General features: G+C 60.5%; 24 protein-coding genes. 13 read left to right on the forward strand and 11 right to left on the reverse strand.

Translation table 11 applies throughout. The features are described 5' to 3' along the window. Positions 1 to 58: 58 nt before the first annotated feature. Positions 59 to 2,221 carry a mechanosensitive ion channel family protein gene (locus QD357_RS20270; protein ID WP_107106558.1) on the reverse strand — a complete coding sequence of 721 codons (2,163 nt, stop codon included), beginning with the start codon at positions 2,219 to 2,221 and terminating at the stop codon, positions 59 to 61. Positions 2,222 to 2,383: 162 nt separating this feature from the next. On the opposite strand from QD357_RS20270, the gene QD357_RS20275 reads away from it, so the two are divergent. Then, complete coding sequence (locus tag QD357_RS20275) at positions 2,384 to 3,331, forward strand: hypothetical protein (RefSeq protein WP_107106557.1); 948 nt, start codon at positions 2,384 to 2,386, stop codon at positions 3,329 to 3,331. Between the two features lie 81 nt (positions 3,332 to 3,412). Here QD357_RS20275 and QD357_RS20280 read toward each other — a convergent pair whose 3' ends face one another. The 9 genes from QD357_RS20280 to QD357_RS20320 form a co-directional block, all read right to left on the reverse strand. Next, entirely contained in the window at positions 3,413 to 4,327 is a 915-nt protein-coding gene (locus QD357_RS20280; protein WP_107106556.1) for a tetratricopeptide repeat protein, read from the reverse strand. An 87-nt stretch (positions 4,328 to 4,414) separates the two neighbouring features. Continuing rightward, a complete protein-coding gene (pncB, locus tag QD357_RS20285; RefSeq protein ID WP_107106555.1) occupies positions 4,415 to 5,719 on the reverse strand; it encodes a nicotinate phosphoribosyltransferase in 1,305 nt (434 codons plus the stop codon). Positions 5,720 to 5,912: 193 nt separating this feature from the next. Further along, the gene (locus QD357_RS20290; RefSeq protein WP_107106554.1) at positions 5,913 to 6,197 is read right to left on the reverse strand and encodes a hypothetical protein; all 285 of its coding nucleotides are present in this window, start codon (positions 6,195 to 6,197) and stop codon (positions 5,913 to 5,915) included. 77 nt (positions 6,198 to 6,274) lie between these two features. After that, positions 6,275 to 7,234 carry a 2-hydroxyacid dehydrogenase gene (locus QD357_RS20295; RefSeq protein ID WP_107106553.1) on the reverse strand — a complete coding sequence of 320 codons (960 nt, stop codon included), beginning with the start codon at positions 7,232 to 7,234 and terminating at the stop codon, positions 6,275 to 6,277. Between the two features lie 12 nt (positions 7,235 to 7,246). Then, positions 7,247 to 8,881 carry an ABC transporter ATP-binding protein gene (locus tag QD357_RS20300; RefSeq protein ID WP_107106552.1) on the reverse strand — a complete coding sequence of 545 codons (1,635 nt, stop codon included), beginning with the start codon at positions 8,879 to 8,881 and terminating at the stop codon, positions 7,247 to 7,249. Beyond that, positions 8,878 to 10,032 (reverse strand): ABC transporter permease, encoded by a 1,155-nt coding sequence (locus QD357_RS20305; protein WP_107106551.1) that lies wholly within the window; start codon positions 10,030 to 10,032, stop codon positions 8,878 to 8,880. The genes QD357_RS20300 and QD357_RS20305 overlap by 4 nt, the downstream gene beginning before the upstream one ends. Beyond that, complete coding sequence (locus tag QD357_RS20310; protein WP_107106550.1) at positions 10,032 to 11,123, reverse strand: microcin C ABC transporter permease YejB; 1,092 nt, start codon at positions 11,121 to 11,123, stop codon at positions 10,032 to 10,034. Before QD357_RS20310 ends, QD357_RS20305 begins: the two co-directional genes overlap by 1 nt. Positions 11,124 to 11,294: 171 nt before the next feature. After that, the gene (locus QD357_RS20315) at positions 11,295 to 13,133 is read right to left on the reverse strand and encodes an extracellular solute-binding protein (RefSeq protein ID WP_107106549.1); all 1,839 of its coding nucleotides are present in this window, start codon (positions 13,131 to 13,133) and stop codon (positions 11,295 to 11,297) included. A gap of 110 nt (positions 13,134 to 13,243) precedes the next feature. Further along, entirely contained in the window at positions 13,244 to 13,879 is a 636-nt protein-coding gene (locus QD357_RS20320) for a TetR/AcrR family transcriptional regulator (protein ID WP_107106548.1), read from the reverse strand. Between the two features lie 36 nt (positions 13,880 to 13,915). On the opposite strand from QD357_RS20320, the gene QD357_RS20325 reads away from it, so the two are divergent. From QD357_RS20325 to QD357_RS20355, 7 genes are all read left to right on the forward strand, one after another. Then, the gene (locus QD357_RS20325; RefSeq protein ID WP_107106547.1) at positions 13,916 to 14,485 is read left to right on the forward strand and encodes an isochorismatase family protein; all 570 of its coding nucleotides are present in this window, start codon (positions 13,916 to 13,918) and stop codon (positions 14,483 to 14,485) included. Positions 14,486 to 14,629: 144 nt separating this feature from the next. After that, positions 14,630 to 15,676 (forward strand): penicillin-insensitive murein endopeptidase, encoded by a 1,047-nt coding sequence (gene mepA / locus QD357_RS20330; RefSeq protein ID WP_107106546.1) that lies wholly within the window; start codon positions 14,630 to 14,632, stop codon positions 15,674 to 15,676. A 120-nt stretch (positions 15,677 to 15,796) separates the two neighbouring features. Beyond that, entirely contained in the window at positions 15,797 to 16,174 is a 378-nt protein-coding gene (locus QD357_RS20335; RefSeq protein ID WP_414124897.1) for a methylglyoxal synthase, read from the forward strand. 31 nt (positions 16,175 to 16,205) lie between these two features. Beyond that, positions 16,206 to 17,231: a glucokinase gene (locus QD357_RS20340; protein ID WP_107106544.1), complete on the forward strand. Its 1,026-nt coding sequence runs from the start codon at positions 16,206 to 16,208 to the stop codon at positions 17,229 to 17,231. A 215-nt stretch (positions 17,232 to 17,446) separates the two neighbouring features. After that, entirely contained in the window at positions 17,447 to 19,240 is a 1,794-nt protein-coding gene (locus QD357_RS20345; protein ID WP_107106543.1) for an ABC transporter ATP-binding protein, read from the forward strand. Positions 19,241 to 19,255: 15 nt separating this feature from the next. Continuing rightward, a complete protein-coding gene (gene dapB / locus QD357_RS20350) occupies positions 19,256 to 20,080 on the forward strand; it encodes a 4-hydroxy-tetrahydrodipicolinate reductase (protein WP_107106542.1) in 825 nt (274 codons plus the stop codon). Between the two features lie 108 nt (positions 20,081 to 20,188). Continuing rightward, the gene (locus QD357_RS20355) at positions 20,189 to 20,824 is read left to right on the forward strand and encodes a 2,3-bisphosphoglycerate-dependent phosphoglycerate mutase (RefSeq protein WP_107106541.1); all 636 of its coding nucleotides are present in this window, start codon (positions 20,189 to 20,191) and stop codon (positions 20,822 to 20,824) included. Positions 20,825 to 21,013: 189 nt separating this feature from the next. Here the strand turns inward: QD357_RS20355 and phnF are convergent, their stop codons facing one another. Continuing rightward, the gene (gene phnF, locus QD357_RS20360) at positions 21,014 to 21,748 is read right to left on the reverse strand and encodes a phosphonate metabolism transcriptional regulator PhnF (protein WP_107106540.1); all 735 of its coding nucleotides are present in this window, start codon (positions 21,746 to 21,748) and stop codon (positions 21,014 to 21,016) included. A gap of 101 nt (positions 21,749 to 21,849) precedes the next feature. Here phnF and phnG point away from each other — a divergent pair, with 101 nt between their 5' ends. The 5 genes from phnG to phnK are packed head-to-tail and all read left to right on the forward strand — an operon-like array spanning position 21,850 to position 25,719. Further along, complete coding sequence (phnG, locus tag QD357_RS20365; RefSeq protein ID WP_107106539.1) at positions 21,850 to 22,329, forward strand: phosphonate C-P lyase system protein PhnG; 480 nt, start codon at positions 21,850 to 21,852, stop codon at positions 22,327 to 22,329. Further along, positions 22,326 to 22,955 carry a phosphonate C-P lyase system protein PhnH gene (gene phnH / locus QD357_RS20370; protein WP_414124898.1) on the forward strand — a complete coding sequence of 210 codons (630 nt, stop codon included), beginning with the start codon at positions 22,326 to 22,328 and terminating at the stop codon, positions 22,953 to 22,955. The genes phnG and phnH overlap by 4 nt, the downstream gene beginning before the upstream one ends. A 3-nt stretch (positions 22,956 to 22,958) precedes the next feature. Continuing rightward, positions 22,959 to 24,068: a carbon-phosphorus lyase complex subunit PhnI gene (locus tag QD357_RS20375; RefSeq protein WP_414124899.1), complete on the forward strand. Its 1,110-nt coding sequence runs from the start codon at positions 22,959 to 22,961 to the stop codon at positions 24,066 to 24,068. Then, positions 24,065 to 24,946 (forward strand): alpha-D-ribose 1-methylphosphonate 5-phosphate C-P-lyase PhnJ, encoded by an 882-nt coding sequence (locus QD357_RS20380; protein WP_107106537.1) that lies wholly within the window; start codon positions 24,065 to 24,067, stop codon positions 24,944 to 24,946. The genes QD357_RS20375 and QD357_RS20380 overlap by 4 nt, the downstream gene beginning before the upstream one ends. After that, complete coding sequence (gene phnK / locus QD357_RS20385; RefSeq protein ID WP_414124900.1) at positions 24,943 to 25,719, forward strand: phosphonate C-P lyase system protein PhnK; 777 nt, start codon at positions 24,943 to 24,945, stop codon at positions 25,717 to 25,719. The genes QD357_RS20380 and phnK overlap by 4 nt, the downstream gene beginning before the upstream one ends. Position 25,720: the final 1 nt, after the last annotated feature.

A 25,720-nucleotide genomic window follows, 5' to 3' on the forward strand; every position in this document is an offset into this window, starting at 1 on the left:
CTAGAGCGGGCTAGCGTTTCACGAAATCGCTTGCCCGCTCTCTTTTCCTGGAATTGCTCTAGCCCGCCTGTTGTTCGCCTTCGATGCCTGCGGTCCGCATCTCGATCACCTGGCGGGCAGCCGCGGCGGCCGCATCCTTCTCGCTTGCAACCTGCACAGTCGGGAACGCAAAATGGATGTCGTTTTCATCGAAGGCCTGCTTGATCATCGCCAGGGCGTTGCGGCGGATGACGGAAACTTCGCCGGGCTTGGTGGTGATCGCCAGCCTGATCTCGATCGCGAAATCGCCGAACTGCTCGACGCCCTTCATCTTCAGTGTCTGGATGATGTTGGGTGCCAGTTCCGGATCGTCGAGCAACCGCTGGCCGATCTCCTTGATGATGCGCTTGGTCTTCGCGAGATCGGTGTCGTAGGTGACCTTCAGGATGATCTTGTCGATCGCCCAGTCGCGGTTCATGTTGTTGACCGCTCCGAGCGCACCGAAGGGAACCGTCGCCAGCGGACCGCGCTGATGGCGAAGTTTCACGGAGCGAAGACTGAAGGATTCCACCACGCCCTTGTGATTGCCGCTTTCGATATATTCGCCGATGCGGAAGGCATCGTCCCAGAGATAGAAGATGCCGCTGATGACATCCTTGACAATGGTCTGCGCGCCGAAACCGACAGCGACGCCAACCACGCCGGCACCGGCGATCAGCGGCCCGATCTCGATGCCGAGACCCGACAGCACCATCATGATGGCGATGATGCCGATGACAACGGCAAGGATATTGCGGAAGATCGGCAGCAGCGTGTGCAGCCGGGCGCGCCGGGCCCTCATCTCCTCGCTGTCGTTGACGAGCGGCGCGGATGCCGACAGTTTGCCGTTGATGTAGGTTTTCGATAGATGCCAGAGCAAATCGGCGGCCAGCAGAATGACGATGCCGCCGAGGATGCCGCGGGCCACGCGGTCGATCGTGGATTCAGGCTGCCTCATCATCATGGCTGCCTCGACACCGAGCATGTGTCCGAGCCAGAGGGCGGCAAGCGCGATGATGACCGCACGGACGCCGCGGTCCAGCATCACCGTCGCAAGCTTGCCGGCACCAAGAACGCCGCTGGCCGCATCATGCAGCGCCTCCACCGCCCGCGAGGACACAGAGAGCGCGCGCGGCAGCAGAATGGCGTAGATGCCAAGCCAGAGCAGGCCATTAAAGCCGGTCACCCACAGGCACCAAAGCGCGGCGAAATAGATCGTCAACAGCCATGAGATGACCTTTCTGCCGTTCGCTCCAGGATGCGCAGGGCGCGCCCAGACTGCCTCGACGGCAATCAGGAACAGGCCGATGCCAAGCGTATAGCCGACAAGAGCGCGGGCGCCATCGGAGAAGCCAAGCGGCAGCATGGCCTGGATCACCGCCCAGCCGCAGGCAAAATAGATGACGAACAGCGTGCCTCGCCTATACCAGTATTTCGCAACCCGCCGCCGCTCGGCGATACGCGCGGCGCCGCCATCCTCGTCGAGAACATCGCTCGCCCGACGCATCGCGATCAACTCCATCAACAATCTACCGAGCGAAACCGCCAGCCGCATGGAGACAATCGCGATCACGCAGGCGATCGCAAAACTTTCGATGATCGGCGGCCAGTCGAAGATGAGCAGCGGAACCAGCATAGCCACGCCGTGGACGATGGCCGGCACCACGCCGCCCATGAACTGAAAGCGCGCCGCCTGCAATTCGGTCTCGACCCCAGCCGCCCTTTCGGTAAGCTGCATATGCTTGGCGTTGATCAGGCGCGCCACCACCAGTTCGGCCACCAGACCGAAGAAAAACAGCACCAGTGCCTGGATGCCGATGCGCAGCCGGCCGGCCGCCTCACCTTCGTTTTCAAGCTTCATAGTGGCCGTCATCACCTCGGAAGGCAACGTCATCGCTGCACCAGACACTAGCTCCAAGTGCCGCCGCGTATGGCCAAGGGTATCCGACAATTCCGACATCTGACCGCCGCCGGAGGCAGGCTTGTCCGCGGAAGCAGGCTTGGCATTGAGCTGCGACGTAAGCCACTGCTTGACGTCAGGCTCATTCATCAACTGAATGAGTTCTCGGACCTTTTCCGGGGGCGGCGCGGCAACCGATGGCTCAGCCGCGCTTTGCGCGTGGACCACGGCCGGTACTGAAAAAGCAATAAGACATAGAAGCAGCGCGCCAATCGACCGTCTGCCACCCCCGACAATACTCATATGCGCTGCCCCTCTCGCAATCGGCCCGTTTTTGCAAACTATACGCCATTTTAGTGCGGAAAAGCAGTCGCTTACGCAAGTCATGCAATCAATTAGATGCTGGCATTGCGCATGAGCCGGGGGCACGCTAGGCTTGCAGCGATACCGTTTGGGGATGTTCGCGTGTTCAACTTCCTGAAAAAGCTCTTCGGCGGAGCCAAACGACCGGACGCGCAGATTGAGCCGCCAGCCCCACAGCCCGCCGGGACGTCGGCGATCAAGAGCCTCGATCTCAACATCCCAGACGAAGCGCTGCAAGACGAGGCCCGCTTTGCCGCCTACCTGCAAGAGCGCCTGCCATTTTTCGGCGAAGTGGTCAAAGTCGACTATGATCCCGGCGCCGGCAGCCTGACGCTGCATAGCCGCAACGGCGACACAATGACGAAATTCTTGAGCAACGCGCTATTGGCGCTGCGTGAAAAGAAGGGACAAGCGCGTGCTCAGGCTCTGCTCAACTATCTGAACATGACCGAAGCCCTGGAAGGCGGCGATGAGCTCGACAAGGTGCTGCCGGTGCTGAAATCGCGCAGCTTCGTCGACGTCGCACGGCGGCAGATGATACAGGCAGTMAAGGACGAACCCGATCCGCCGCAATTCGTCTATCTCGATGAAGCCGAGAATCTTGTCAGGCTTTTTGTCGTCAATGGCGAGACCGCGGTCAGCTATGTGATGACCAACGCATTGGACGACTGGGGCATCGACGTCGGCGAACTGGCGGAGACGGCGCAGGCCAATCTCCATAAATTTCTCACTAAGACCGGCGTACAGGTCGCCAAACGCAGTCGGTTTCAATATGTCGAGATCGACGGCCAGTTTGAATCCAGCGTCGCCTTCCTGCCAAAATTCTGGGCCCAGATACAGGACCAATCCGGCGGTGCAGCACCGATCGCGGCCTTCCTGTCACGGGACAAGGTCTTCTTCACTCACGAAAACGACGTTCAAGGACTGCAACTCCTCGAACTGATCAGCGCCGATCTCAGCGACGTGCCCTATGTGATCTCGCCGGATCAATATCGCTGGGAGGGCGGCAAGTGGTCGCTGTTCAAACGGGTGGGGCGGAGTGTGCAGTAGCATGTGATTTGCCCCCTGGGGCGAACAAATACCGACCAGCGTCAACAGACGCCCACTTGTACGAATGCCTCCACACCAGATTCAATTTTTGGAAGAAAATGGTAGGTTGATTGGCTTGACCGCTTCGGAAGGGCTGTCCTTAGCTGCAGATGACGCTTCTGTATCCGTCGCCCTGCGATACCAGTAAGCCGACGCCGACGCATCAGCGGGATGTGCACGCTCCGCATAGACGGCACTAAGACGCTTTTGCGCCCCTGGGTCGCCTTGTTCCGCAGCCTTCGTAAGCCACTTAATCGCCATGTCGCTATCCTTGCGATCGTATTGCGCATAAGTGTAGATCTCGCCAAGGCAGAGTTGGGCGCCTAGATCGCCTTGCTCCGCAGCCTTTGAGAGCCAGATAATTGCCTGATCTACGTCTCGGCTTACACCTTGACCGTTAAGATACATTTGGCCGAGCCAGTATTGGGCCGAGGTTGTTCCCTGCTCTGCCTGCTCGCGGAAACTACCCATCGCCTTCTGAAACCAGAAGTTCGCCTTCGCGGCATCTGGCTCCGCGCCTTCGCCGTCAGAATACATACCGCCAAGCAAATATTGAGCCATGACATCGCCGTCCTCGGCTACCTTGCTCAAGCCAGCTACTGCCTTCTGAAACCAGATATTCGCCTGTTCAGGGTCCGGAGCTACATCGTCTTCGCCAACCGAATAAACGAGACCCAAGCGACGTTCAGCGTAGGGATTGTTTTGATCGGCCGCCTTGCGGAACCAGAAAATGCCTTGCTTAGAGTCTGGCGGTACACCTAGTCCAAAGAAATAAAGGCGCCCCAGGCCGTACTGAGCCGTTGCGTCACCCTGATCCGCCCGTGGCTGCCAATTCAGCAGTGCCGATCTATAGTCACGCTTTGCGAATGCGGCTGTTCCGTCATCCGTTTGCGCGTAAGCGGGTTGCGAGAGGACAAGGCACAATAACAATCCGTAGCCATAATGATTTCGTACCACGGCTGATCCTTGAGTCGAAACGGTAGTGGGGTCCTAGCTTTACAACAATCGGTAGAGCCGTCACATGCTCTATCGAAAACAAGATGATTACACCAGCACCTCTTGATCCACCCGATCCTCGGCGCCGAAGAACTTCAAATAGCGCTCGACCTCGGCGGGTTCGCCCGTTGCCTTCTGCGGATTGTCCGAGAGTTTGACGGCCGGGCGGCCATTGGCTTCGATCACCTTGCAGACGATCGAGATCGGGTTGAGGCCATGGATTTCGGTGGGCGCGCAGCCTGCAAAATCATTGGTGAGGTTGGTGCCCCAACCGAAGCCCATGCGGACCCGGCCCTCGAAATGCTTGTAGGTGGCGATGATGGCGTCGACATCCAGACCGTCGGAGAAGATCAGAAGTTTCTGGCGCGGGTCGCGGCCCATCTTCTTCCACCATTCGATGATCTTCTCGCCGCCTTCGATCGGAGGCGCGCTGTCGGGGCGGAAGCCGGTCCAGTCGGCCACCCATTCCGGCGCATTGCGCAGGAAAGAGGCCGTGCCGAAGGCGTCGGGCAGAACCACCAACAGGTTGCCGCCGTAAAGGCGATTCCAGTCGCGCAATACCTTGTAGGGCGCCTTTCCAAGCGCCTCATCGGTCTCGGCCAGCGCCGCCGCCACCATCGGCAGCTCGTGCGCATTGGTGCCGACGGCCTCAAGATCGGAATCCATGGCGAGAAGGACGTTGCTGGTGCCGGTGAAAGCATGGCTGACACCTTCCTTCAGCGCTTCCACGCACCAACGCTGCCAGAGGAAACTATGGCGTCGCCGGGTGCCGAAATCGGAAATGCGCAGATTCGGCAGCTCACTCAGCCGCTCGACCTTTTCCCACATCTTCGCCTTGGCTCGCGCATAGAGGACATCGAGCGTGAAAGGACCCAACGCCTTCAGCGCCGCACGCGAGCGGAGCTCGTTGATGATGGCGAGGGCCGGAATCTCCCACATGGTGGTTTCCTTCCACGACCCGTGGAAGTCGAGAATATACTGCCCGTCACGCTTGGACAGCTCATATTCCGGAAGCTGGAAATTCGACAGCCAGCCCAGGAATTCCGGCTCGAAGATCTGGGCACGACCGTAGAAGCTGTTACCCGCTAGCCAGATCATCTCCTTCTTGGCAAGCCTGAGCGTACGCGCATGATCGAGTTGTTCGCGCAACTCCTTCTCGTCGATCACTTCGGCGAGCCGGACGCTTTTCGTGCGGTTGATCAAGGAGAAGGTGGCATTGACGTCCGGATAAAGCTTCCAGATCATCTGCAGCATCAGAAGCTTATAGAAATCCGTATCGATCAGACTGCGGATGATCGGATCGAGCTTCCAGGTATGGTTATAGACACGGGTGGCGATATCCGTTTTCGTCATCTCGTTCCTGCCCGTCTCCCTACGCCCCGGACGTCATGCTTCGCGCCTCCAGCTCGCTGGCGGCGGGTATAATGCTCCTCTTATCAAAAAATGTTGAGCGAAAGTCCAGTCACTGAAAGAAAATTGATACTGAAATAAACGCGCTGATACAGACATCCGCTGCATTGGCTTAGATCGTGGCTGATGGCCGAATTCATTGCGGCTGGGAATTGCCTTGAGCCGGCGGTTTCGGTGTCGCCGTCTGATCTTGGGTCGTCACCGGGGTCGTCGTCACTGGCGTCGTCTGCGTGGGCTTGCCGCCCCATAGTTCCGCCAGCGCCCAGACGATCGCTGTCAGCGCAAGTGCGACAAGAAGCACCGCCAATACACGCCGTCCCATATGCCCCTGTTTGGCCTCGGTCGCCGGCAACTCCTTTTCCTCATGCAGACGGTGATCAGAATCCTCCCAGCGCGTATGGGTTTCCAGCTTCCGTGGCATGACAGCCTCCTTCCAAATTCGCCTTGCGGCGACGTCATTTGGAAAACGGAGGCGGGTCTGGAAGGTTCCGAAGGCGCTTAGTAGCCCCGGCTGCGATCCACGAGGTATTGCAGAGGCTCGCCGCGCTCGAAGCGGGCGATCTGTTCTTCGATATGGCGCATCAGCGAATATTCCTCGGAGACCGCCGCATCGTGCGGGGTGATGACGACATTCTCCATGCCCCAGAGCGGGGCGTCCATCGGCAGCGGCTCGACATCGAAGACATCGAGCGACGCGCCACCGAGTACGCCGGTTTCGATCGCCGAGACGATATCGGCCTGGACCTGGCTCTTGCCGCGTCCAGCATTGATGAATACCGGCTTGCCCAGGGCACCGCCGCGGCGAAGCCTGGAAAAGAGCGCGCTGTTGTAAAACCCCGTCGTCTCCGGCGTCAGCGGTAGCAGACCGACGAGAATATCAGTCCGCGCGAGAAAGGCATCTAGCTCGCCGGCGTCGAACGTTTCCATGCCGTCGATGTGCTTTTTCTGTCGCGACCAGCCGATGACGTCGAAGCCCATGACCTTGAGTTTGGTGGCGGCATCGAGGCCGAGAATGCCGAGGCCCATGACACCGACCGTGACTTCGCGTGCTTCGGGCGCCGAAAGATGGCCCCAGACGCGCTTGCGCTGGTGCCTGAAGTGACCGAAGACGTCGCGCAGATGCATGAGGCATTGCAGCACGACCCATTCCGTCATGCGCACCGTCAAGCTGCGGTCGACGAAGCGGACGATGGGAATGTCGGGGAGACCCTCGATATTCAACATGGAATCGACGCCGGCGCCGCCGGAAAAGATKACCTTGAGGTTGGGCGCGCGCTGAAAGAGATCGGCATCCGGCTTCCACAGAAGGGCATAATCGACCTGGCTCAGATCCGCGCCTTTATTGGCGGGATCGGCGAGGTTGATGCTGCCACGATCGGTGAAAGCGGTTTTAAGGGCCGCGGCGATGGCTTCAGGCGTGAATTTGAGATCGACGAGAACAGGGCTTTTGACCGGCATGGCGATTGTCTTTTATTGCTGGACGGCGGCGGTGGGGACCGCCTCGATGTTGAAGGCGGCTGCGAGAAGCGCCCTAGTGTAATCCTCTTTGGGCGCACGGAAAATCTCCGCCGACACACCCTGCTCCACGACCTTGCCGAAGCGCATGACGATCAGGTCGTTCGCAAGCGCCTTCACGACTTTCAGATCATGGCTGATGAAGAGGTAGGCAAGGTCATGGCGCCGCTGCAGGTCGCGCAGCAGATCGACCACCTGCGCCTGTACGCTCATGTCGAGCGCTGAGGTCGGCTCGTCCAGCATGACGAAACGCGGCTTCAGCACCATGGCGCGGGCAATGGCGATGCGCTGGCGCTGGCCGCCGGAAAATTCATGCGGGAAGCGCCAGCGGGTCGAGGGATCGAGACCCACCTCTTCCAGCGCCCAGCAGACGCGCCGATCGCGCTCTTCCGCCGATAGAGATTGCTCATGCACCTTCAGCCCTTCGGCAATGATTTCGCCGACCGACATACGCGGGCTCAGCGATCCGTAGGGGTCCTGGAAGACGACCTGAAGCTGGTTGCGCAGCGGCCGCATCTCCTTGAAGGAATAGTCCGCAATGTCCTTGCCGACAAAGCTGATGCGGCCTCTGGAGGAGATCAGCCGAGCAAGCGCCAGGCCGAGCGTCGTCTTGCCGGAGCCGGATTCACCAACGACGCCGAGCGTCTGGCCGGCTCTTAGCCTGAGATCAATGCCGTCGACTGCTTTCACATAGTCGACCACCTTGCGCATCAGCCCGGCCTTGATCGGGAACCAGACTTTGATGTCGGAGCCTTCCATGACCACGGGCTTGCTGGTGTCGCCCACCGGCGGCTCGCCGCGCGGCTCGGCAGCCAGCAGATGCCGGGTATACTCATGCTGCGGATGGGTGAAGACCTCCTCGACCGTGCCGGTCTCGACGATATGGCCCTTGGTCATGACGCAGACGCGATCGGCGAATTTGCGGACGATGCCGAGATCGTGGGTGATGAACAGCATCGACATGCCGTGTGCACCCTTGAGCTCGCGCAGCAATTCGAGGATCTGCGCCTGCACCGTCACATCGAGCGCCGTCGTCGGCTCGTCGGCAATCAGAAGCTCCGGCCGGTTGGCGAGCGCCATGGCAATCATCACGCGCTGACGCTGGCCGCCGGACAGCTCGTGCGGATAGGCCTTGAGCCGTTTTTCCGGCTCGCGGATGCCGACCTGATTCAGGAGATCCAGTATGCGGGCACGCGCCTGCTGGCCGACCACGCCCTGGTGCAGCGCCAGGATTTCGCCGATCTGCTTTTCGATCGTATGGAGCGGATTGAGCGAGGTCATCGGCTCCTGGAAGATCATGGTAATGTCGTTGCCGCGGACGGCACGCAGCTCATTGTCAGACGCCTTCAGCAGGTCCTTGCCTTTGAACAGGATTTCTCCCGAGGGATGGCTGGCAGTCGGATAGGGCAGCAGCTTCAGGATCGAGTTGGCCGACACCGATTTGCCCGACCCGGATTCGCCGACCAGCGCCAAGACTTCGCCCTTGGCGATATCGAAAGAGACGCCGTCGACCGCAGTCGAGGTTTGGCCGCCCTGGTGAAAGGCGACGGATAGATTTCGGACTGAAAGCAATGGGGTGTCTGCGCTCATCGGAACGTCTTCCTCGGATCGAATGCATCGCGGACGGCTTCACCGATGAAGATCAGAAGCGACAGCATGATCGACATCGTGAAGAAGGCGGAAAGGCCGAGCCAGGGGGCCTGAAGGTTGGACTTGCCCTGGGCGATCATTTCGCCAAGCGAAGGCGAGCCGGGGGGCATGCCGAAGCCTAAGAAATCCAGCGAGGTCAGCGTCGTGATCGAGCCGGAGAGAATGAAGGGCACGAAGGTCAGGGTCGCGACCATGGCGTTCGGCAGCAGGTGGCGGTACATAATGGTAATGTTGTTGACGCCGAGCGCGCGGGCGGCGCGGACATATTCGAAATTGCGCGCCCGCAGGAATTCGGCACGCACGACGCCGACGAGGCCCACCCAGGAAAACAGAAGCAGGATGCCGAGAAGGATGAAGAAACCGGGCGGCAGGACCGAGGCGATGATCAGCAGGATGTAGAGTACCGGCATCGATGACCAGATCTCGATGAAACGCTGCAGGAGAAGGTCGGTCCAGCCGCCGAAATAGCCCTGGATGGCACCGGCGGCAACGCCGACGACCGCCGAGCAGATGGTCAGCGCCAGGCCGAACAGCACCGAGATGCGGAAGCCGTAGATCATGCGCGCCAGCACATCGCGTGCCTGGTCGTCCGTGCCGAGCCAGTTGAGATTGCTCAGGGTGCAATTCGGATCATCAACGCCCTTTTCATAGCCGGAGCAGCGCTGTTCCTTGCTCATCAGCCAGAAGGGAGCGGTCGGAGCTGAGGTTCCCTTCGGAAGGTTCGAATTGGCGGTCTGGTAGGAATAATGGATCGGCGGCCAGATCATCCAGCCATTGGCGTTGATCTCCTGCCTGATATCCTCTGCGCGATAGTCGGTCTGCGCGAGGAAGCCGCCGAATTTTTCCTCGGGGTAATCGACGAAGACAGGCGTCAGGATCTCGCCCTTATAGGAAATGAGGATCGGCCGGTCGTTGGCGATGAATTCCGCTCCGAGACTGACAACGAACAGGATCAGGAACAGCCAGAGAGACCAGTAGCCACGGCGGTTCGCCTTGAAATTCTGCCAGCGGCGAACGTTGGTCGGGGAAAAGAGGCCCTTGCGCGGCGGCTTTACTACTGCCGGGGCCGTCGAGTTGGTCGCTGCGTCCATCAGACATCCCTCCGCTCGAAATCGATGCGGGGGTCGATCCAAGTATAGATCAGGTCCGAGATCAGGCCGACGAACAAGCCAAGCAGCGAGAAGATATAGAGCGTTGCGAACACGATCGGATAGTCACGCTGGACGACGGAGAGATAGCTGAGGCGGCCGAGGCCATCGAGCGAGAAGATATTCTCGATCAACAGCGAACCGGTGAAGAAGGCGGAAATGAAGGCACCGGGGAAACCGGCGATGACGATGAGCATGGCATTGCGGAAGACATGGCCATAGAGCACCCGCCGCTCGCTCAGCCCTTTGGCGCGGGCCGTGATGACATATTGCTTCTTGATCTCCTCGATGAAGGAATTCTTGGTGAGAAGCGTCGTCGTGGCGAAGGCGGCGAGCGACAGCGAGATCAATGGCAGCACGAGGTGCCAGAGATAATCGATGATCTTCTGCCACCACGTAAGATCGGCGAAATTATCGGAGACGAGGCCACGCAGCGGAAACCAATCGAAGAAGGAGCCACCGGCGAAAAGCACGATCAGCATGATGCCGAAGAGGAAACTCGGAACTGCATAGCCGATGATGATGACACCGGACGTCCAGACATCGAAGGTCGATCCATCCTGTATCGCCTTGCGGATGCCGAGCGGGATGGAGATGGCGTAGGAGAAGATCAGGATCCAGATGCCGAGCGAAATCGACACGGGAAGCTTCTGGCCGATGAGATCGATCACCGTGGTATTGCGGAAGAAGCTTTCGCCGAAATCGAAGCGGATATAATTCCACATCATCTGCCCGAAGCGCGTAAGCGGCGGCTTGTCGAAGCCGAACTGCTTGTCGAGCTTGGCGATCAGCTCCGGATCGAGCCCCTGCGCGCCGCGATATTTCGAGCTGCTGTCGTCGACGTTCTGCTGGCCGAGCAGATCGGTACCGCCGGAAAGACGGCCATTGGCGTTGTCGCCCTGGCCGGTCAACTGCGCGATCACCTGCTCGACAGGACCGCCGGGCGCGAACTGCACGATGGTAAACGAGATCGCCATGATGCCGATGATGGTCGGGATCATCAGCAGCAGACGTCTGAGGATATAGGCACCCATCAGCCCGTCACTCCCTCATCGAGGAATATGCCTGCTCCCGCCTCAATCCATCCGTCGTTCAAGTCGTTTGTTCCCTTCCGCCGAATAGAGCCGGCGCAGTCATTTCAGGCTGAAATTGCCGAATCGGCATGGGGCATTTGGAGCCAGCATGCCCGTCATTGCAAGAGCCGCTCATTTGCCGGCGTTCTTCGACCACCATGTCTCGGGAAAGCCCATCGAATATTCCGGCAGATTGGCCGGATGTTCGAACTTGTCCCAATAGGCGATGTGGAAGCTGGTGGCATAGAACAGCGGAACGACGTAGTGATGGGCGAGCAGAACACGGTCGAGCGCCCTCGCCGACGCCTCCTTTTCGGCGACATCCTTGGCAAAGATGGCCTTGGTGATCAGTGCATCGACACCGGGATCGGCTATGCCCGCATAATTTCGAGAACCTGGACGGTTAACTGAGGCAGAACCCCAGAAATCCGTCTGCTCGTTTCCGGGATTGAGGGTCTGGGCCCACACATTCCAGATCATGTCATAGTCGAAACTGCGGACACGATTGATGTATTGCGAGGAATCGACGGTGCGTACGCGCGCGTCGATGCCAATCTTCTTGAGGTTCTGCGTATAGGGCAGCACCCATTTTTCAACAAATGGGCTGCCGAGAAGGATCTCGATGGAAAAGGGCTGCCCGGTCTTGGCATTGACCATCTGGTTGCCCTTGATCACATAGCCGGCATCCTTGAGAAGCGCGATTGCCTTACGAAGATTGTCGCGAGACTTCTGCTGATCGCCACCTACGGGATTGCTGTAGGGTGTCGTAAAGACCTCGGGCGGCACCTTGTCCTTGATCTCGTTCAGAATATTCAGCTCTTCCCCCTGGGGCAGACCGGAGGAAGCGAGTTTGGTGCCGAAGAAATAGCTGTCGTCACGGTGATATACACCATAAGCGACCGTGCGGTTGATCTCCTCGAAATCAAAGGCGTAGTTGAGCGCTTCGCGTACCCGCTGGTCCTTGAACTGATCGCGGCGCATGTTCGGAACCAGCGCCTGCATCACGCCGGTCGCGCGCAGCGGATTGGGCAAATCTTCCCGCTTGATGCGGCCATCCTTGGCGGCCGGGAAGTCATAGCCCGTTACCCAACGGCTGGCGCTGTTATCCTGCCAGAAATCGACATTGCCGCCACGAAAACCCTCAAATTCCACATCGTCGTCGCCGTAGTAGGCATACGAGATGGCTCCGAAGTTGTTCTCGCCAACATTGACGGAGAGGTTCTTGCCCCAATAGTCGTCACGGAGTTCATAGCGGATGGTAGATCCCGGCGACACCGACACGATCTTATATGGCCCGGAGCCCATGAGCGGCTCCAGCGTCGTACGCGTGATGTCGCGTGGCTTGCCATCGGGACCCGTTGCTTCCCACCAATGTTTCGGCACGATCAGAAGCTGTCCGAGAATGGAGGGCAGTTCGCGGTTGTTCTTCTGGTCGAAAGAGAAGGTGATGTCACGGTCGCCGGTTTTTTCGGCACGCGTCACATGTGAATAGTAGCTCGTCAGGAACGGATTGAGTTCCTTCGATTTTTCGAAGCTGAAGACGACATCGTCGGGGGTGACCGGTGTCCCGTCGGCCCATTTGGCCTCAGCCCGCAGACGGAACGTGGCGCTCGAGACATCTTCCGGATAGGACACGCCTTCTGCAAGCAATCCATACGAAGAGAAGACTTCGTCGTCGGCCGACTTCATCAGGGTATCAAATACCAGGCTGAGCCCCGCTGCGGGGTTACCCTTCAGCAAAACGGGATTGAGCGTATCGAACGTACCGTTGCTCGAAAGCTTCAGCTCGCCGCCCTTCGGTGCGTCCGGATTGACATAGTCGAAATGCTTGAAGCCGGGCTGGTATTTCAGATCACCGAGAATGGCGGTGCCAATACGGAACTGTAACTCGTCGGCGTTGGAGGGCGCCGGCAAGACTAGCAGGCAGAAAAGAGAAGCAACCAAGCCTGCTTTCAACCGCGACAATGCCATTCATGATCCTCTGATGATTTGATGGGAATCAAGCATAGGCCAAATGAGGGCGAAAAGCAGGACGGAATTGCTCATCTGTTMACAAACCCGCCGACTGCCATTCCGCGAAATCAGGCTTTTGCCGCAGCTTCTTCAAGGCGTTTGCGCAGCATCAGGCGAAACTCGTGGACGAGACGCCGGTCGCCTGCCGTTTCCGGCTCGTTGGCGGCGACGACGGCGATGCGCAGCAGTTCGAGAACGATCGCCGACATCAAGGCGACATCATCCGTGATCGGCGGCTCGGCTCGCCGCAGGATGGCGGAAATCAGCTCCTTCAGCTCCGCCCGCGAACGCATCTTTCGGTCCTTCGGCACGTCGCGGCGGGCGGCAACCACCGGAAATTCCGGAAACTCCTCGATGAAAGCGCCCAGCCTGTCGAAGATTGCCTCCCCGCTATCGGCCGCCGAAAGGCCGCCGCTCTTTTCCGCGATGTCCTGAAGCACCGCCTTCAGCCGCTCCAGCCGATCGATATGCAGCGCTTCGGCAAGCAGCGGCTTGGTCGGGAAGAACTGATAGAGCGAGCCGATCGACGAGTGCGCTTCTGCGGCGATCTCCGTCATCGTCGCAGCATCATAGCCCTTTTGAACGAAGATTTTTGCGGCCGCTTCCAGAAGCACGGCAACGCGATCATGGCCGCGGCGGCGCTTCGGAATACGCGTTTGCGGTTCCGCGCTTGATTTTTGCGAGGATTCCCTCATATTTGTCATTGTGAGGATAACCTCATATTTCCCCGGAGCCCCCTGATGCCTCTTTACGATCCCCAAACCACCGCACTTGTCTCCATCGATCTGCAGGGCCTAGTTCTCAGCCGCCCGCTCGCACCCCACTCTGCGCAACAGGTCGTCGAGAATACCGCCGCCATCGCCAAAAAATTGAAAGCCGACGGCGGCACCACAGTCTTTGTGACCGTTGGATTTTCCGCAAACTATGTCGATGCTGTCAACCAGCCCGTGGATGAAACCTTCAGCTTTCCAGAGGGAGGTTTACCGCCCGCAGCTCTCGCCGTACCCGCCGAGATCGCAGCGCTGACACCCGACATCGCCATCGTCAAGCGCCACTGGAGCGCCTTTTACGGCACCGAACTCGATCTGCAACTGCGCCGCCGCGGCATCAAAACACTGATCCTTACCGGCGTCGCCACCAATTTCGGCGTCGAATCCACCGTTCGCGACGGCTATGCGGCCAATTATTCCATCATCGTCGCCGAAGATGCGGTGACGACCCTTTCGCAGGAAATGCAGGATTTCGCCTGCACCAAGGTCTTGCCGCGGCTATCGCGCATCCGCAAGACGGCGGAAATTCTGGCTGGCTGATCATGTACTTAGCGGTCCGAGCGGGCAATTTGCGGCCGCTCATTAGGCTCGAGCGATAAAACACGGATTCACCAAAATTGCTTTTCAAGGTAGATTCGCGCGCAAATCACCTCGGCCATTGCCGGCAGCTTCTTAGGGAACCACATGATTTCTGTCCTGGTTCGGACCTTCAATTTGGTCAGCAAACTTTCCCTCGCCGCCACGATCGGCGCGGGCCTCATCAGCGGCGATGCGCTGGCGCAACAGGCAACCCCGACGCCCGGCAGCGCCAAGGCGATCTTCGGCGCCGTAACGCTGCCGACGCAGGGACCGCCGCAATCGATCGGCTTTTATGCCAAGGGCTGCCTTTCCGGCGCCGTGGCGCTGCCGACCGACGGGCCGACCTGGGAGGCGATGCGCCCGTCGCGCAACCGCCGCTGGGGCCGACCGGAAATGATCACACTCCTCGAGCGCCTGTCGCGCGACGCCGCCAAATATGACGGATGGCCGGGCATTCTGGTGGGCGATATCTCGCAGCCACGCGGCGGCCCGATGTTCAACGGTCATGCCTCGCATCAGATCGGCCTCGATGCCGACGTCTGGCTGACGCCAATGCCGTCGCACACGCTGACAGCGGCCGAGCGCGAAACCTTGCCCTTCACCAGCATGCTGGCGAAGGACAAGTTCCTGACGATCAACGACAAGGTCTGGACACCGGAGCATGCCCGCCTCCTGATGCGCGCCGCGAGCTACCCCGAAGTCGAACGCATCTTCGTCAATCCGGCGATCAAGAAGAAGATGTGCGACACGTGGACCGGCGACCGAACCTATCTCGGCAAGCTGCGCCCCGAATATGGCCATGACTCGCATTTCCATATCCGCATCCGCTGCCCCGCAGGCTCGGCCAACTGCAAGCCGCAGGCACCTGTGGCGGCTGGCGACGGCTGCGACAAGTCGCTCGCCTGGTGGTTCACACCGGCGCCCTGGGCAAAGCCGAAGCCCACCGAGAAGCCGCCGGCAAAGCCGCGCGAAGTCATGGTTTCCGATCTGCCAAAGTCCTGCCGGGCCGTGCTGGATGCACCTTCCGTCGCCTCGGCCCGCGCCGCTACCTTCGGCACCAAGGCTGCTGCGGCCAGCGCCACGACCGGTGCGATGCCGGTTTCCAGCGCCGATACGGGCAACACCCCGCCCGGCAGCGTCCCGCAGCAGTAAAGCGGCTGAACCGGTTTCGACCGGTTCGACCCGTCTTTCAAAGGCTTGTCTCTTGGTATAGAAGGCAGATAAATCGATTAAAAGTCTTGGGCACTAGGTCCTGAGCGGAACGGGAGCTTCATGGCCGGCAAATGCATCGCGCTGATCGCGCATGATCAGAAGAAGGATGCAATGGCGGAATTTGCCCGCCGCAATCAGGATGCGCTTTCCAATTGGCATATCGTTGCCACGGGCACGACCGGCGGCCGGGTGCTCGATGCCTGCCCTGGCCTTACGGTCACCCGCATGAAGAGCGGTCCGCTCGGCGGCGATCAGCAGATCGGCGCCATGATCGCCACCGGCGATATCGATCTGCTTGTTTTCTTCATCKACCCGCTGACCCCTGTGCCGCATGATGTCGACGTGAAAGCGTTGACGCGGCTTGCCGTTCTCTACGACATTCCCATGGCTCTCAACGAAGCCACCGCAGAACGACTGATCAAAACACTGAACCATTAATCCGCCTCGGCGGCAGACCACGGACCTGGCCATGCCCAAGCTCAATCACAGCGAAGCCCCCCTGCCCTTTCCTATTCTGATCGGCGATATCGGGGGAACCAACGCACGCTTTTCGATCCTCGTCGATGTCTATGCCGAGCCGAAGCATTTCCCGAACGTGCATACCGCCGATTTCAAAACAATCGACGAGGCGATCCAGCAGGGCGTCCTCGACAAGACGGCGGTGCAGCCGCGTTCGGCGATCCTTGCCGTTGCGGCGCCGGTTCGTGGCGACGAAATTCCGCTGACCAATTGCGACTGGGTGATCCGGCCGAAGACGATGATCGCCAATCTCGGTCTCGAGGATGTGCTGATCATCAATGATTTCGAGGCACAGGCTCTGGCGATAGCCGGTGTCTCCGAGGAGCATCGCGAGACCATCGGCGAAACCTCCGAAGGCATGATCGCCTCGCGTGCCGTACTCGGGCCTGGCACCGGCCTTGGCGTTGCCGGGCTTATACATGCCCAACATGCCTGGATCCCGGTGCCCGGCGAAGGCGGCCATATCGATCTCGGGCCGCGCAACGCGCGCGATCTTCAGATCTGGCCGCACCTGGAGCCCATCGAGGGCCGTATCTCCGCCGAGCAGGTCCTCTGCGGCCGCGGCCTGCAATATCTTTACAACGCGATCTGCAAGGCAGACGGCATCGAGCCCGTGCTGACGCAACCGGCTGATATCACCACCCATGCGCTTGCCGGCACCAACGCCCAGGCTGAAGAAACCGTGACGCTGTTCGTCACCTATCTCGGTCGTGTCGCGGGCGATATCGCGCTGGTCTTCATGGCGCGCGGTGGCGTCTACCTTTCCGGCGGCATCTCGCAAAAGATCCTGCCGGCGCTGCAGAAGCCGGAATTCCGCGCCGCCTTCGAGGATAAGGCGCCGCATTCCGCGCTGCTGAAAACGATCCCGACGCATGTGGTCACCCATCCACTGGCCGCACTCGCCGGCCTTTCGGCCTACGCCCGCATGCCGGCCAATTTCGGCCTGGCGACGGACGGCCGCCGCTGGCGGCGTTGATCAAGTGGGCTTCGGCGGCGGTCGTCGAGGGGATCGCTCACGACCACGCGACGCCTTTTTGAAGGCGCTGCCTTCCCTTATAATGAGCTTGGCTCCATGACCCGCTTTAACCAGTGCAACAGGCCATATCTAGCCAAAGTCGTCCCAACTCTTTATAGACCCGCGAAAGCTCGTGCCATATGCGGCTCGCTTGGTTTGAGACAGGAAGCCGATATTTGAAGTCACCTGACACCAAAAAAACCGATATCGACAGTGAGACGATCGCCGCTGTGCTGAAGCGTATCATTGCTGAAAACGGTCGCGACCATATCTGGGGCTACTCGATCGCAATATTTTGCCTCGTTGTCGTCGCAGCGTCTACGGCGACGATGGCCGCCGTCATGAGACCGATCGTGAACGGAGCTTTTTACGAGCGCCGCGCCGAGGTTATGTGGCTGATTTGCTTTGCGATATTGGCCGCGTTTGTGGCCCGTGGTTTTGCTGGTTATTTTCAATCGGTCATTCTGTCTAAAATTGGCAATGACATCATTGCCCGTTATCAAAGGCGCCTCTATGCACATTTGATGACATTGTCGGTTGGCTTCTTCAGCGAAGCCCGTTCGGCTCAGATTGCGGCGCGAGTGAGTCAGAACGTTTCCGGTATCCGCGATGTGATGAACCTTATCATCACATCGACCGCGCGTGACTTTTTGTCATTTGTCTTTCTGCTGGCCAATATGGTCTATCAGGACCCGCTACTCAGCCTCCTGTTCTTCGTCATTGCGCCGCCTGTGTTTCTGGCCTTGCGCCACATCTCAAGACGCCTGCGCGCCGTTACGCGCGAGGCGGTCATTCTCAACAGCCGTGTGCTCGGCGCGATGCAGGAGACTATTCAAGGGGTTTCCATCGTCAAAGCCTTCACGATGGAGCGCGAACTCGAACGCAAAGTCGATAAGCTGATTACGGCGGCTGAAAACCGACAAAACCGCATTGCCCGTATTTCCGAGCGTAACGGCCCGCTGATCGAAACGGTCGCCGGCTTTGCCGTGGCCGGTGTGTTTGCCTATGCCGCCTATCGTTCGATCTATGAAAACGTCCCGCCAGGTGCGGTGTTTTCGTTCATCGTGTCGCTGCTGCTCGCCTATGATCCGGCCCGCCGTCTAGCCAAATTGCAGGTGCAGCTAGAGCGGGCCGTCGTCAATGCGCGCATGATCTACGAATTGCTCGACATGGAGCCGCGCCAGCGCGACCTGATCGACGCCAAGCCACTCACTGTCACCCAGGCCCGTATCGAGTTTCGTGACGTTGACTTCGCCTATGGTGACGAGGCGGTTCTGAACGGCGTGAGTTTCGTTGCCGAGGGCGGCGAGACGACGGCATTGGTCGGCCCCTCCGGCGCCGGCAAGTCCACCGTCATCAATCTCATCCCGCGCTTCTACGATCCCAAGGCCGGCAGCATCTTCATCGATGGGCAGGACATCGCCCATGTCACGAAGCAATCATTGCGCGAGCAGACCGCCTATGTCTCGCAGCAGCCCTACCTTTTCGAAGGCACGATCCGCGACAACATCCGTTATGGCCGTCCGGAGGCGACGAATGCCGAAGTCGAGGAAGCAGCCCGGCTCGCCTATGCCCATGATTTCATCCTGGCCCAGCCGCAAGGCTATGACACGCCGGTCGGCGAGAATGGCGTGACGCTTTCCGGCGGCCAGCGCCAGCGCCTGTCGATCGCCCGCGCGCTGGTACGCAACGCGCCGATCCTGCTTTTGGACGAAGCAACCTCCGCGCTCGATACCGAATCGGAAGCAGCCGTGCAGAAGGCGCTGGACGAAGCCATGAGCGGCCGCACCGTCGTCGTCATCGCCCATCGCCTGTCGACGGTCGTGCGGGCGGAAAAGATCATTGTCATGCAGAACGGGCGCGTCGTCGAAGAGGGCAACCACGAGACGCTTGCGACCGCCGACAATGGCCTTTACGCTCGCCTCAACAACCTCCAGCGGCCGGCCGTTTCCGGCACTTCCCGCAAATAAGACGATTGAGAAGACATGACCGATGATGCGATGAAGCTGGTGGTGGTGGGCGCAGCCGGACGTATGGGCCAAGCCCTGATCCGCCTCATCCACGCCACGGAAGGTGTTACCCTGCACGCCGCGGTCGCCCGTCCCGGTTCCGCCTTCATCGGCAAGGATGCCGGCGAAATTGCCGGGCTGGGGCCGATCGGCATTCCCGTCACCGACGATCCGCTTTCAGCCTTCCTGCATGCCGAAGGCGTGATCGACTTCACCACACCGGCCACCAGCGTCACCTTCGCAGGCCTCGCCGCCCAGGCGCGCGTCGTCCACATCATCGGCACGACCGGCTGCTCGGCGGAAGACGAAGCCAAGTTCAAGGCTGCTTCCCGCCACGCTCGCATCGTCAAATCGGGCAATATGGGCCTCGGCATCAACCTCTTGAGCGTCCTTGTCGAGCAGGCGGCGCGAGCGCTTCCGCCGGCAGATTGGGACATCGAAGTGCTGGAGATGCATCACAAGCACAAGGTCGACGCCCCCTCCGGCACCGCGTTGCTGCTCGGCCAGGCGGCGGCGAAGGGCCGCGGCATCGATCTCGACGATCATTCCGTGCGCGTGCGCGACGGCCATACCGGTCCGCGGCCAGTCGGCACCATCGGTTTCGCCACGCTGCGCGGCGGCGCCGTCATCGGCGACCATTCCGTCATCTTCGCCGGCGAAGGCGAACGCCTGACATTGTCCCACAGCGCCGGTGACCGCTCGCTGTTTGCCCGCGGCGCGCTTCAGGCCGCGCTCTGGGCGCGCGACAAGAAACCCGGCCTTTATTCCATGCTCGACGTCCTCGGGCTTTCCACACGCTGATCCCATCCTGGAGTGGTGAACCGCTCCAGCCTTTTGTTCTCACGCAATTCCGCACGGAAAACCGCCACGCACTTTTCCTGGAATTGCTCTATCAAGGAGGAATATTTCATGAGCGGTACTCTCGTCCTCGTTCGCCATGGGCAGAGCGACTGGAATTTGAAGAATCTTTTTACCGGCTGGAAGGACCCCGACCTCACCGAACTCGGCATCCAAGAAGCCAGGACCGGTGGCAAGGCGCTCGCCGATTACGGCATCAAGTACGATGTCGCCTTCACCTCGGCGCTGACGCGTGCCCAGCACACGCTGAAGATCATCCTCGATGAAGTCGGCCAGCCCGGTCTCGAAACCATCAAGGATCAGGCGCTGAACGAGCGCGACTACGGCGATCTTTCGGGCCTGAACAAGGACGATGCCCGCGCCAAGTGGGGCGAAGAGCAGGTGCATGTCTGGCGCCGCTCCTACGACGTCCCGCCGCCCGGCGGCGAAAGCCTGCGCGACACCGGCGCCCGTGTCTGGCCCTATTACCTCACGGAAATCCTGCCGCGCGTGCTCGCCGGCCAAAAGGTACTGGTCGCCGCCCACGGCAACTCGCTGCGTTCGCTGGTGATGGTCCTCGACCGGCTCAGCAAGGAACAGATCCTGTCGCTCAACCTCGCGACCGGCGTGCCGATGGTCTACAAGCTCAACGCCGACTCCACCGTCGCTTCCAAGGAAGTGCTCGGCGACATGTCCGGCGCGCATTGAGCGTAACCAAATAACGCCTGAAAGCCCCTCACCCTAGCCCTCTCCCCGTTTTACGGGGAAAGGGGACGACCTTTGTACCCTCGTCTCGACAGGTTAGTAGAGGGAAGGCTGTGGGGCGCGCGCCCATCCCCTTCTCCCCGCTTGCGGGGAGAAGGGGGCCGACAGGTCGAATGAGGGGCTAGCCCACCCTCAATTCTCAACGGTGAACCGCACTCTGTCGGCGGCGAAGCGGGAGATCGAATATTGCACAGGGATATTGTCGAGATCCGCATTGAGCGCCTGGGCGACCAGCACGATGGCGCCCGGGGATAGTTGCAGGTCGGCCAGATCGCCTTCGTCGGCATGGGTCGCGGTGATCTCGGTGACGACACGCACATAATCCGGTACGCCAAGCTCGCGAAACGCCTTGGTGATCGATCCGGTCGTCCGATAAATCTCGGCAATGGCGCCGAAGCGATCCGCCGGAAACCAGCTTGTGGCGCGCGAAACCGGACGATGATCCGCCTGACCGAGCGTTTCCAGGCGCACCAGCCGGGTGCCGATCTTGATCTTGAGCTGCCGCGCCAATTCCGTACTCGCAGGCTCTTCGCTGGTCGCAAGAAGGACGCTGCGGGTCTCGCGCACCTGATCGCCAATCCCTTGTGAAAATCGCGTCCGCCTCGAAATCGGGAAGCTCAGGCGCTCCTTGCGCTCGATCAGTGTGCCGCGCCCCTGCACGGCCCTGACGATCCCTTCCTGCGCCAGTGCCGCAAGTGCGCTTCGTATCGTGTGGCGGTTGACCCCGAACTGCAGCGCCAGCGCCGTTTCCGGCGGCACCATGCCTGCTTCATCGAAATCGCCGTGATTGATCGAAGTGCGAATCCGGTCAGCAATCTGCCGCCAGAGCGCTACGCCCGTCTGTCTTTGTACCTTCTGCCCCGCCATGTCGCCTGCTGCTAATGTCACACGCTTGTCACGTCTCGCCAATAAATATAAAACTACCTTGTATGGTTGTCTATATCAATAGACATTTTGAGGATGACGCGATGAATTCAGCACAGAGACAAGAGGCGGCGGCGCAGGAGCGGCGGGAACGCAAGCGCGCCGCCGATCTGTTGGCGCGGGCCGAACGCGACGAGCTTGACGCGGCCTGGGAGGCACTGCCCGACAAACCGGTGGTCCAGCCTGTACGAGGTCCGGAAACCGGGCTCGTCATGGTGCGCGGGCGCATCGGTGGCGGCGGTTCACCCTTTAATCTCGGCGAGGTTACCGTGACGCGCGCCACCGTCAAGCTCGGCTCCGGTGCGATCGGCCACGCGCATGCTCTCGGCACCGACCGCGACAAGGTGCGGCTTGCAGCAATCTTCGATGCACTCTGGCATCAGCCCGCCACCAAGGAATTCGTGGAGAAGGCGATCCTGCTGCCGGTTACCGATCGGATTGCCGAATATGACCGCAAACGTGCCGAGGAAACGGCCGCCACCCGCGTCGATTTCTTCACCATGGTCCGCGGAGAAGACAAATGAGCCCTTCCACCACCTCCATGATCGCCGGCAACGAGGCGCTGACCGGCGGTTTTACCGATCCGGTGTTCGACGCGCAGAGCGTCTTCAAGATGATGATGGATGCCATGGCACGGCCGGGCATCATCCAGACCGTTACCTCCGACATCGCTCCGCCCGCCCAGCTCGGCATTGCAGCCGGCGCGATCAGCCTGGCGCTGTGCGACCATGACACGCCGGTCTGGCTGTCGAGCGGTCTTGCCAAATCGGCCATGCCCGCCTGGCTCAGCTTCCACACCGGCACGCCGGTGACACCGGAAAAGATCGAGGCACGCTTTGCCTTCGTCGAGGCCGGCATGGCGCTCGCCTCCTTCAACCAGTTCGCCGTCGGCACGCAGGAATATCCCGACCGTTCGACGACACTGGTTTTAGAAATCGCAGCCCTTGAGGGCGGCAAGGAACTGGCGCTCTCAGGCCCCGGCATCGCCGGTATCCGCATGATCGCTCCGATCGGCCTGCCCGATACTTTTCCGCGCATCTGGAACGACAATCGCGCGCTTTTCCCGCGCGGCGTCGATCTCGTTCTGACGGCGGAACGGCAATTCCTTTGCCTGCCGCGCACCACCAAGATCATCGCGACGGAGATGTGACGCATGTATGTTGCCGTTAAAGGCGGCGAAGCCGCCATCGCCAATGCTCACCGGCTGCTCGCCGATCGTCGCCGCGGCGATCGTTCGCTGCCTGCCATCGGCATCGACCAGATCGTCGCGCAACTGGCGCTCGCCGTCGACCGCGTCATGGCCGAAGCCTCGCTTTACGACCGCACGCTCGCCGCCCTTGCCGTTCGCCAGGCGCGCGGCGACATGATCGAAGCGATTTTCCTGCTGCGCGCCTACCGCACCACGCTGCCGCGCTTCGGCTATTCCAAGCCGCTGGATACCTCGGCGATGAAGATCGAACGCCGCATCTCCGCCACCTACAAGGACCTGCCCGGCGGCCAGCTTCTCGGTMCCACTTTCGACTATACGCACCGCCTGCTCGACCCGAGCCTGCTCACGGATATGCCGGTGGACGAGCCGATGCAGCGGCCGGCGGAAGAAGGCCGCGTGATGCGCGTCTCGGAAATTCTGAGCCAGGAAGGGCTGATCGAAGGCGACGGCGACATGCCGATCGACCACGAAACCGGCGACCTGACGCGCGAACCGATGGAATTCCCGATGACCCGCGATCTGCGCCTGCAGGCGCTCGCCCGCGGCGATGAAGGCTTCCTATTGGCGCTCGGCTATTCGACCCAGCGCGGCTATGGCCGCACCCACCCCTTCACCGGCGAAATCCGCATCGGCGAAGTGGAGGTCGAATTGGATGTGCCGGAACTCGGTTTTGCCGTGTCATTGGGTAGCATTCAGGTGACCGAATGCCAGATGGTCAACCAGTTCAAGGGTTCGGCCAAGGCACCGCCGCAGTTTACCCGCGGCTATGGCCTGGTTTTTGGCCAAAGCGAACGCAAGGCCATGGCGATGTCGCTGGTCGACCGGGCGCTCCGCGCCGATGAACTCGGCGAGGATATCGTCGCACCGGCCCAGGACGAGGAATTCGTCATCTCCCATTCCGACAACGTGCAGGCGACCGGCTTCGTCGAACATCTGAAGCTGCCGCACTATGTCGACTTCCAGGCCGAACTCGACCTGGTGCGCCGCATGCGCCGCGACTTCGAGAATGCACAGAATGCAGGCAAGGACCCGATGACGGAGGCTGCCGAATGACCGAACTCGCCACCTATAACTTCGCCTATCTCGACGAACAGACCAAGCGGATGATCCGCCGCGCCATCCTGAAGGCGATCGCCATTCCCGGTTATCAGGTGCCGTTCGCCTCGCGCGAAATGCCGATGCCCTATGGCTGGGGCACGGGCGGCGTGCAATTGACCGCCGCGATCATCGGGCCGGACGATGTGCTCAAGGTCATCGACCAAGGCGCCGACGACACGACCAACGCCGTCTCTATCCGCGCCTTCTTCCAGAAGGTGGCTGACGTCGCCGTCACCACCCGCACGGACGAGGCAACCATCATCCAGACGCGCCACCGTATCCCGGAAGGCAAGCTTGGACCCAACCAGGTGCTGGTCTATCAGGTGCCGATCCCCGAACCGCTGCGTTTCCTGGAGCCGCGCGAGACCGAGACCCGTAAGATGCATGCGCTCGAGGAATACGGCCTCATGCATGTGAAGCTCTACGAAGACATCGCCCGCAACGGCCGCATCGCCACCACCTATGCCTACCCGGTGAAGGTGGCCGGCCGTTACGTGATGGACCCCTCGCCGACGCCGAAATTCGACAATCCGAAGATGCACATGTCGGATGCGCTGCAGCTCTTCGGCGCCGGCCGCGAAAAGCGTATCTATGCCGTGCCGCCCTATACCGAAGTCGTCAGCCTCGATTTCGAGGATCATCCCTTCGAAGTGCAGCGTTTCGATAAGCCCTGTGCTCTCTGCGGTGCCGAGCAGGTCTATCTCGACGAAGTGATCCTCGACGACAAGGGCGGGCGGATGTTTGTCTGCTCCGACACCGATTTCTGCGAAGACCGCCGCGCCCATGGCCATATCGGCACCATGCTGGCACCCAACCAGGAGGCCGCCGAATGAGCGACACGCCACTCCTCAAGGTCAAGGATATCTCGAAATTCTATGGCAGCCGCATCGGTTGCCGCAATGTATCCTTCGATCTCTGGCCCGGTGAAGTGCTGGCGATCGTCGGCGAATCCGGCTCCGGCAAGACGACGCTGCTCAACTGCATTTCGACCCGGCTGCTGCCGACCACCGGCAGCGTCGAGTACCATATGCGCGACGAGACCTATCGCGAACTCTTCCGCATGAACGAGGCCGAACGGCGCTTCCTGATGCGCACCGACTGGGGCTTCGTGCACCAGAACCCGGCCGACGGCCTGCGCATGACCGTTTCGGCCGGCGCCAATGTCGGCGAGCGGCTGATGGCGATCGGTAACCGGCACTACAGCAATATCCGCAATACGGCCATCGACTGGCTGGAACGCGTGGAAATCGACGCTGACCGTATCGACGATCAACCGCGCGCCTTCTCGGGCGGCATGCGCCAGCGCTTGCAGATCGCCCGCAACCTGGTGACCGGCCCGCGGCTGGTGTTCATGGACGAGCCGACCGGTGGCCTCGACGTATCGGTTCAGGCCCGCCTGCTCGATCTCGTACGCGGCCTCGTCAACGATCTCGGCCTGTCGGCCATCATCGTCACGCACGACCTCGCCGTTGCCCGCCTGCTGTCGCACCGCATGATCGTGATGAAGGACGGGGTGGTGATCGAGCATGGTCTTACCGACCGCGTGCTCGACGATCCGCGCGAGCCCTATACGCAACTGCTCGTCTCCTCGATCCTGCAGGTTTAAA

The organism is Rhizobium sp. BR 317, assembly GCF_047445835.1.
GTDB classification, from domain to species: domain Bacteria; phylum Pseudomonadota; class Alphaproteobacteria; order Rhizobiales; family Rhizobiaceae; genus Rhizobium; species Rhizobium paranaense.

Bases quoted from the DNA above. Each gene is read 5' to 3' on its own strand.
- pncB (WP_107106555.1), bottom strand. From the start codon at position 5,719: ATGACGAAAACGGATATCGCCACCCGTGTCTATAACCATACCTGGAAG.
- phnF (WP_107106540.1), bottom strand. From the start codon at position 21,748: ATGGCGGGGCAGAAGGTACAAAGACAGACGGGCGTAGCGCTCTGGCGG.
- QD357_RS20270 (WP_107106558.1), bottom strand. From the start codon at position 2,221: ATGAGTATTGTCGGGGGTGGCAGACGGTCGATTGGCGCGCTGCTTCTA.
- phnK (WP_414124900.1), top strand. From the start codon at position 24,943: ATGAGCGACACGCCACTCCTCAAGGTCAAGGATATCTCGAAATTCTAT.
- QD357_RS20300 (WP_107106552.1), bottom strand. From the start codon at position 8,881: ATGAGCGCAGACACCCCATTGCTTTCAGTCCGAAATCTATCCGTCGCC.
- QD357_RS20315 (WP_107106549.1), bottom strand. From the start codon at position 13,133: ATGGCATTGTCGCGGTTGAAAGCAGGCTTGGTTGCTTCTCTTTTCTGC.
- QD357_RS20355 (WP_107106541.1), top strand. From the start codon at position 20,189: ATGAGCGGTACTCTCGTCCTCGTTCGCCATGGGCAGAGCGACTGGAAT.
- phnG (WP_107106539.1), top strand. From the start codon at position 21,850: ATGAATTCAGCACAGAGACAAGAGGCGGCGGCGCAGGAGCGGCGGGAA.
- QD357_RS20310 (WP_107106550.1), bottom strand. From the start codon at position 11,123: ATGGGTGCCTATATCCTCAGACGTCTGCTGCTGATGATCCCGACCATC.
- QD357_RS20320 (WP_107106548.1), bottom strand. From the start codon at position 13,879: ATGACAAATATGAGGGAATCCTCGCAAAAATCAAGCGCGGAACCGCAA.
- QD357_RS20305 (WP_107106551.1), bottom strand. From the start codon at position 10,032: ATGGACGCAGCGACCAACTCGACGGCCCCGGCAGTAGTAAAGCCGCCG.
- mepA (WP_107106546.1), top strand. From the start codon at position 14,630: ATGATTTCTGTCCTGGTTCGGACCTTCAATTTGGTCAGCAAACTTTCC.
- QD357_RS20325 (WP_107106547.1), top strand. From the start codon at position 13,916: ATGCCTCTTTACGATCCCCAAACCACCGCACTTGTCTCCATCGATCTG.
- QD357_RS20380 (WP_107106537.1), top strand. From the start codon at position 24,065: ATGACCGAACTCGCCACCTATAACTTCGCCTATCTCGACGAACAGACC.
- QD357_RS20290 (WP_107106554.1), bottom strand. From the start codon at position 6,197: ATGCCACGGAAGCTGGAAACCCATACGCGCTGGGAGGATTCTGATCAC.
- phnH (WP_414124898.1), top strand. From the start codon at position 22,326: ATGAGCCCTTCCACCACCTCCATGATCGCCGGCAACGAGGCGCTGACC.
- QD357_RS20340 (WP_107106544.1), top strand. From the start codon at position 16,206: ATGCCCAAGCTCAATCACAGCGAAGCCCCCCTGCCCTTTCCTATTCTG.
- dapB (WP_107106542.1), top strand. From the start codon at position 19,256: ATGACCGATGATGCGATGAAGCTGGTGGTGGTGGGCGCAGCCGGACGT.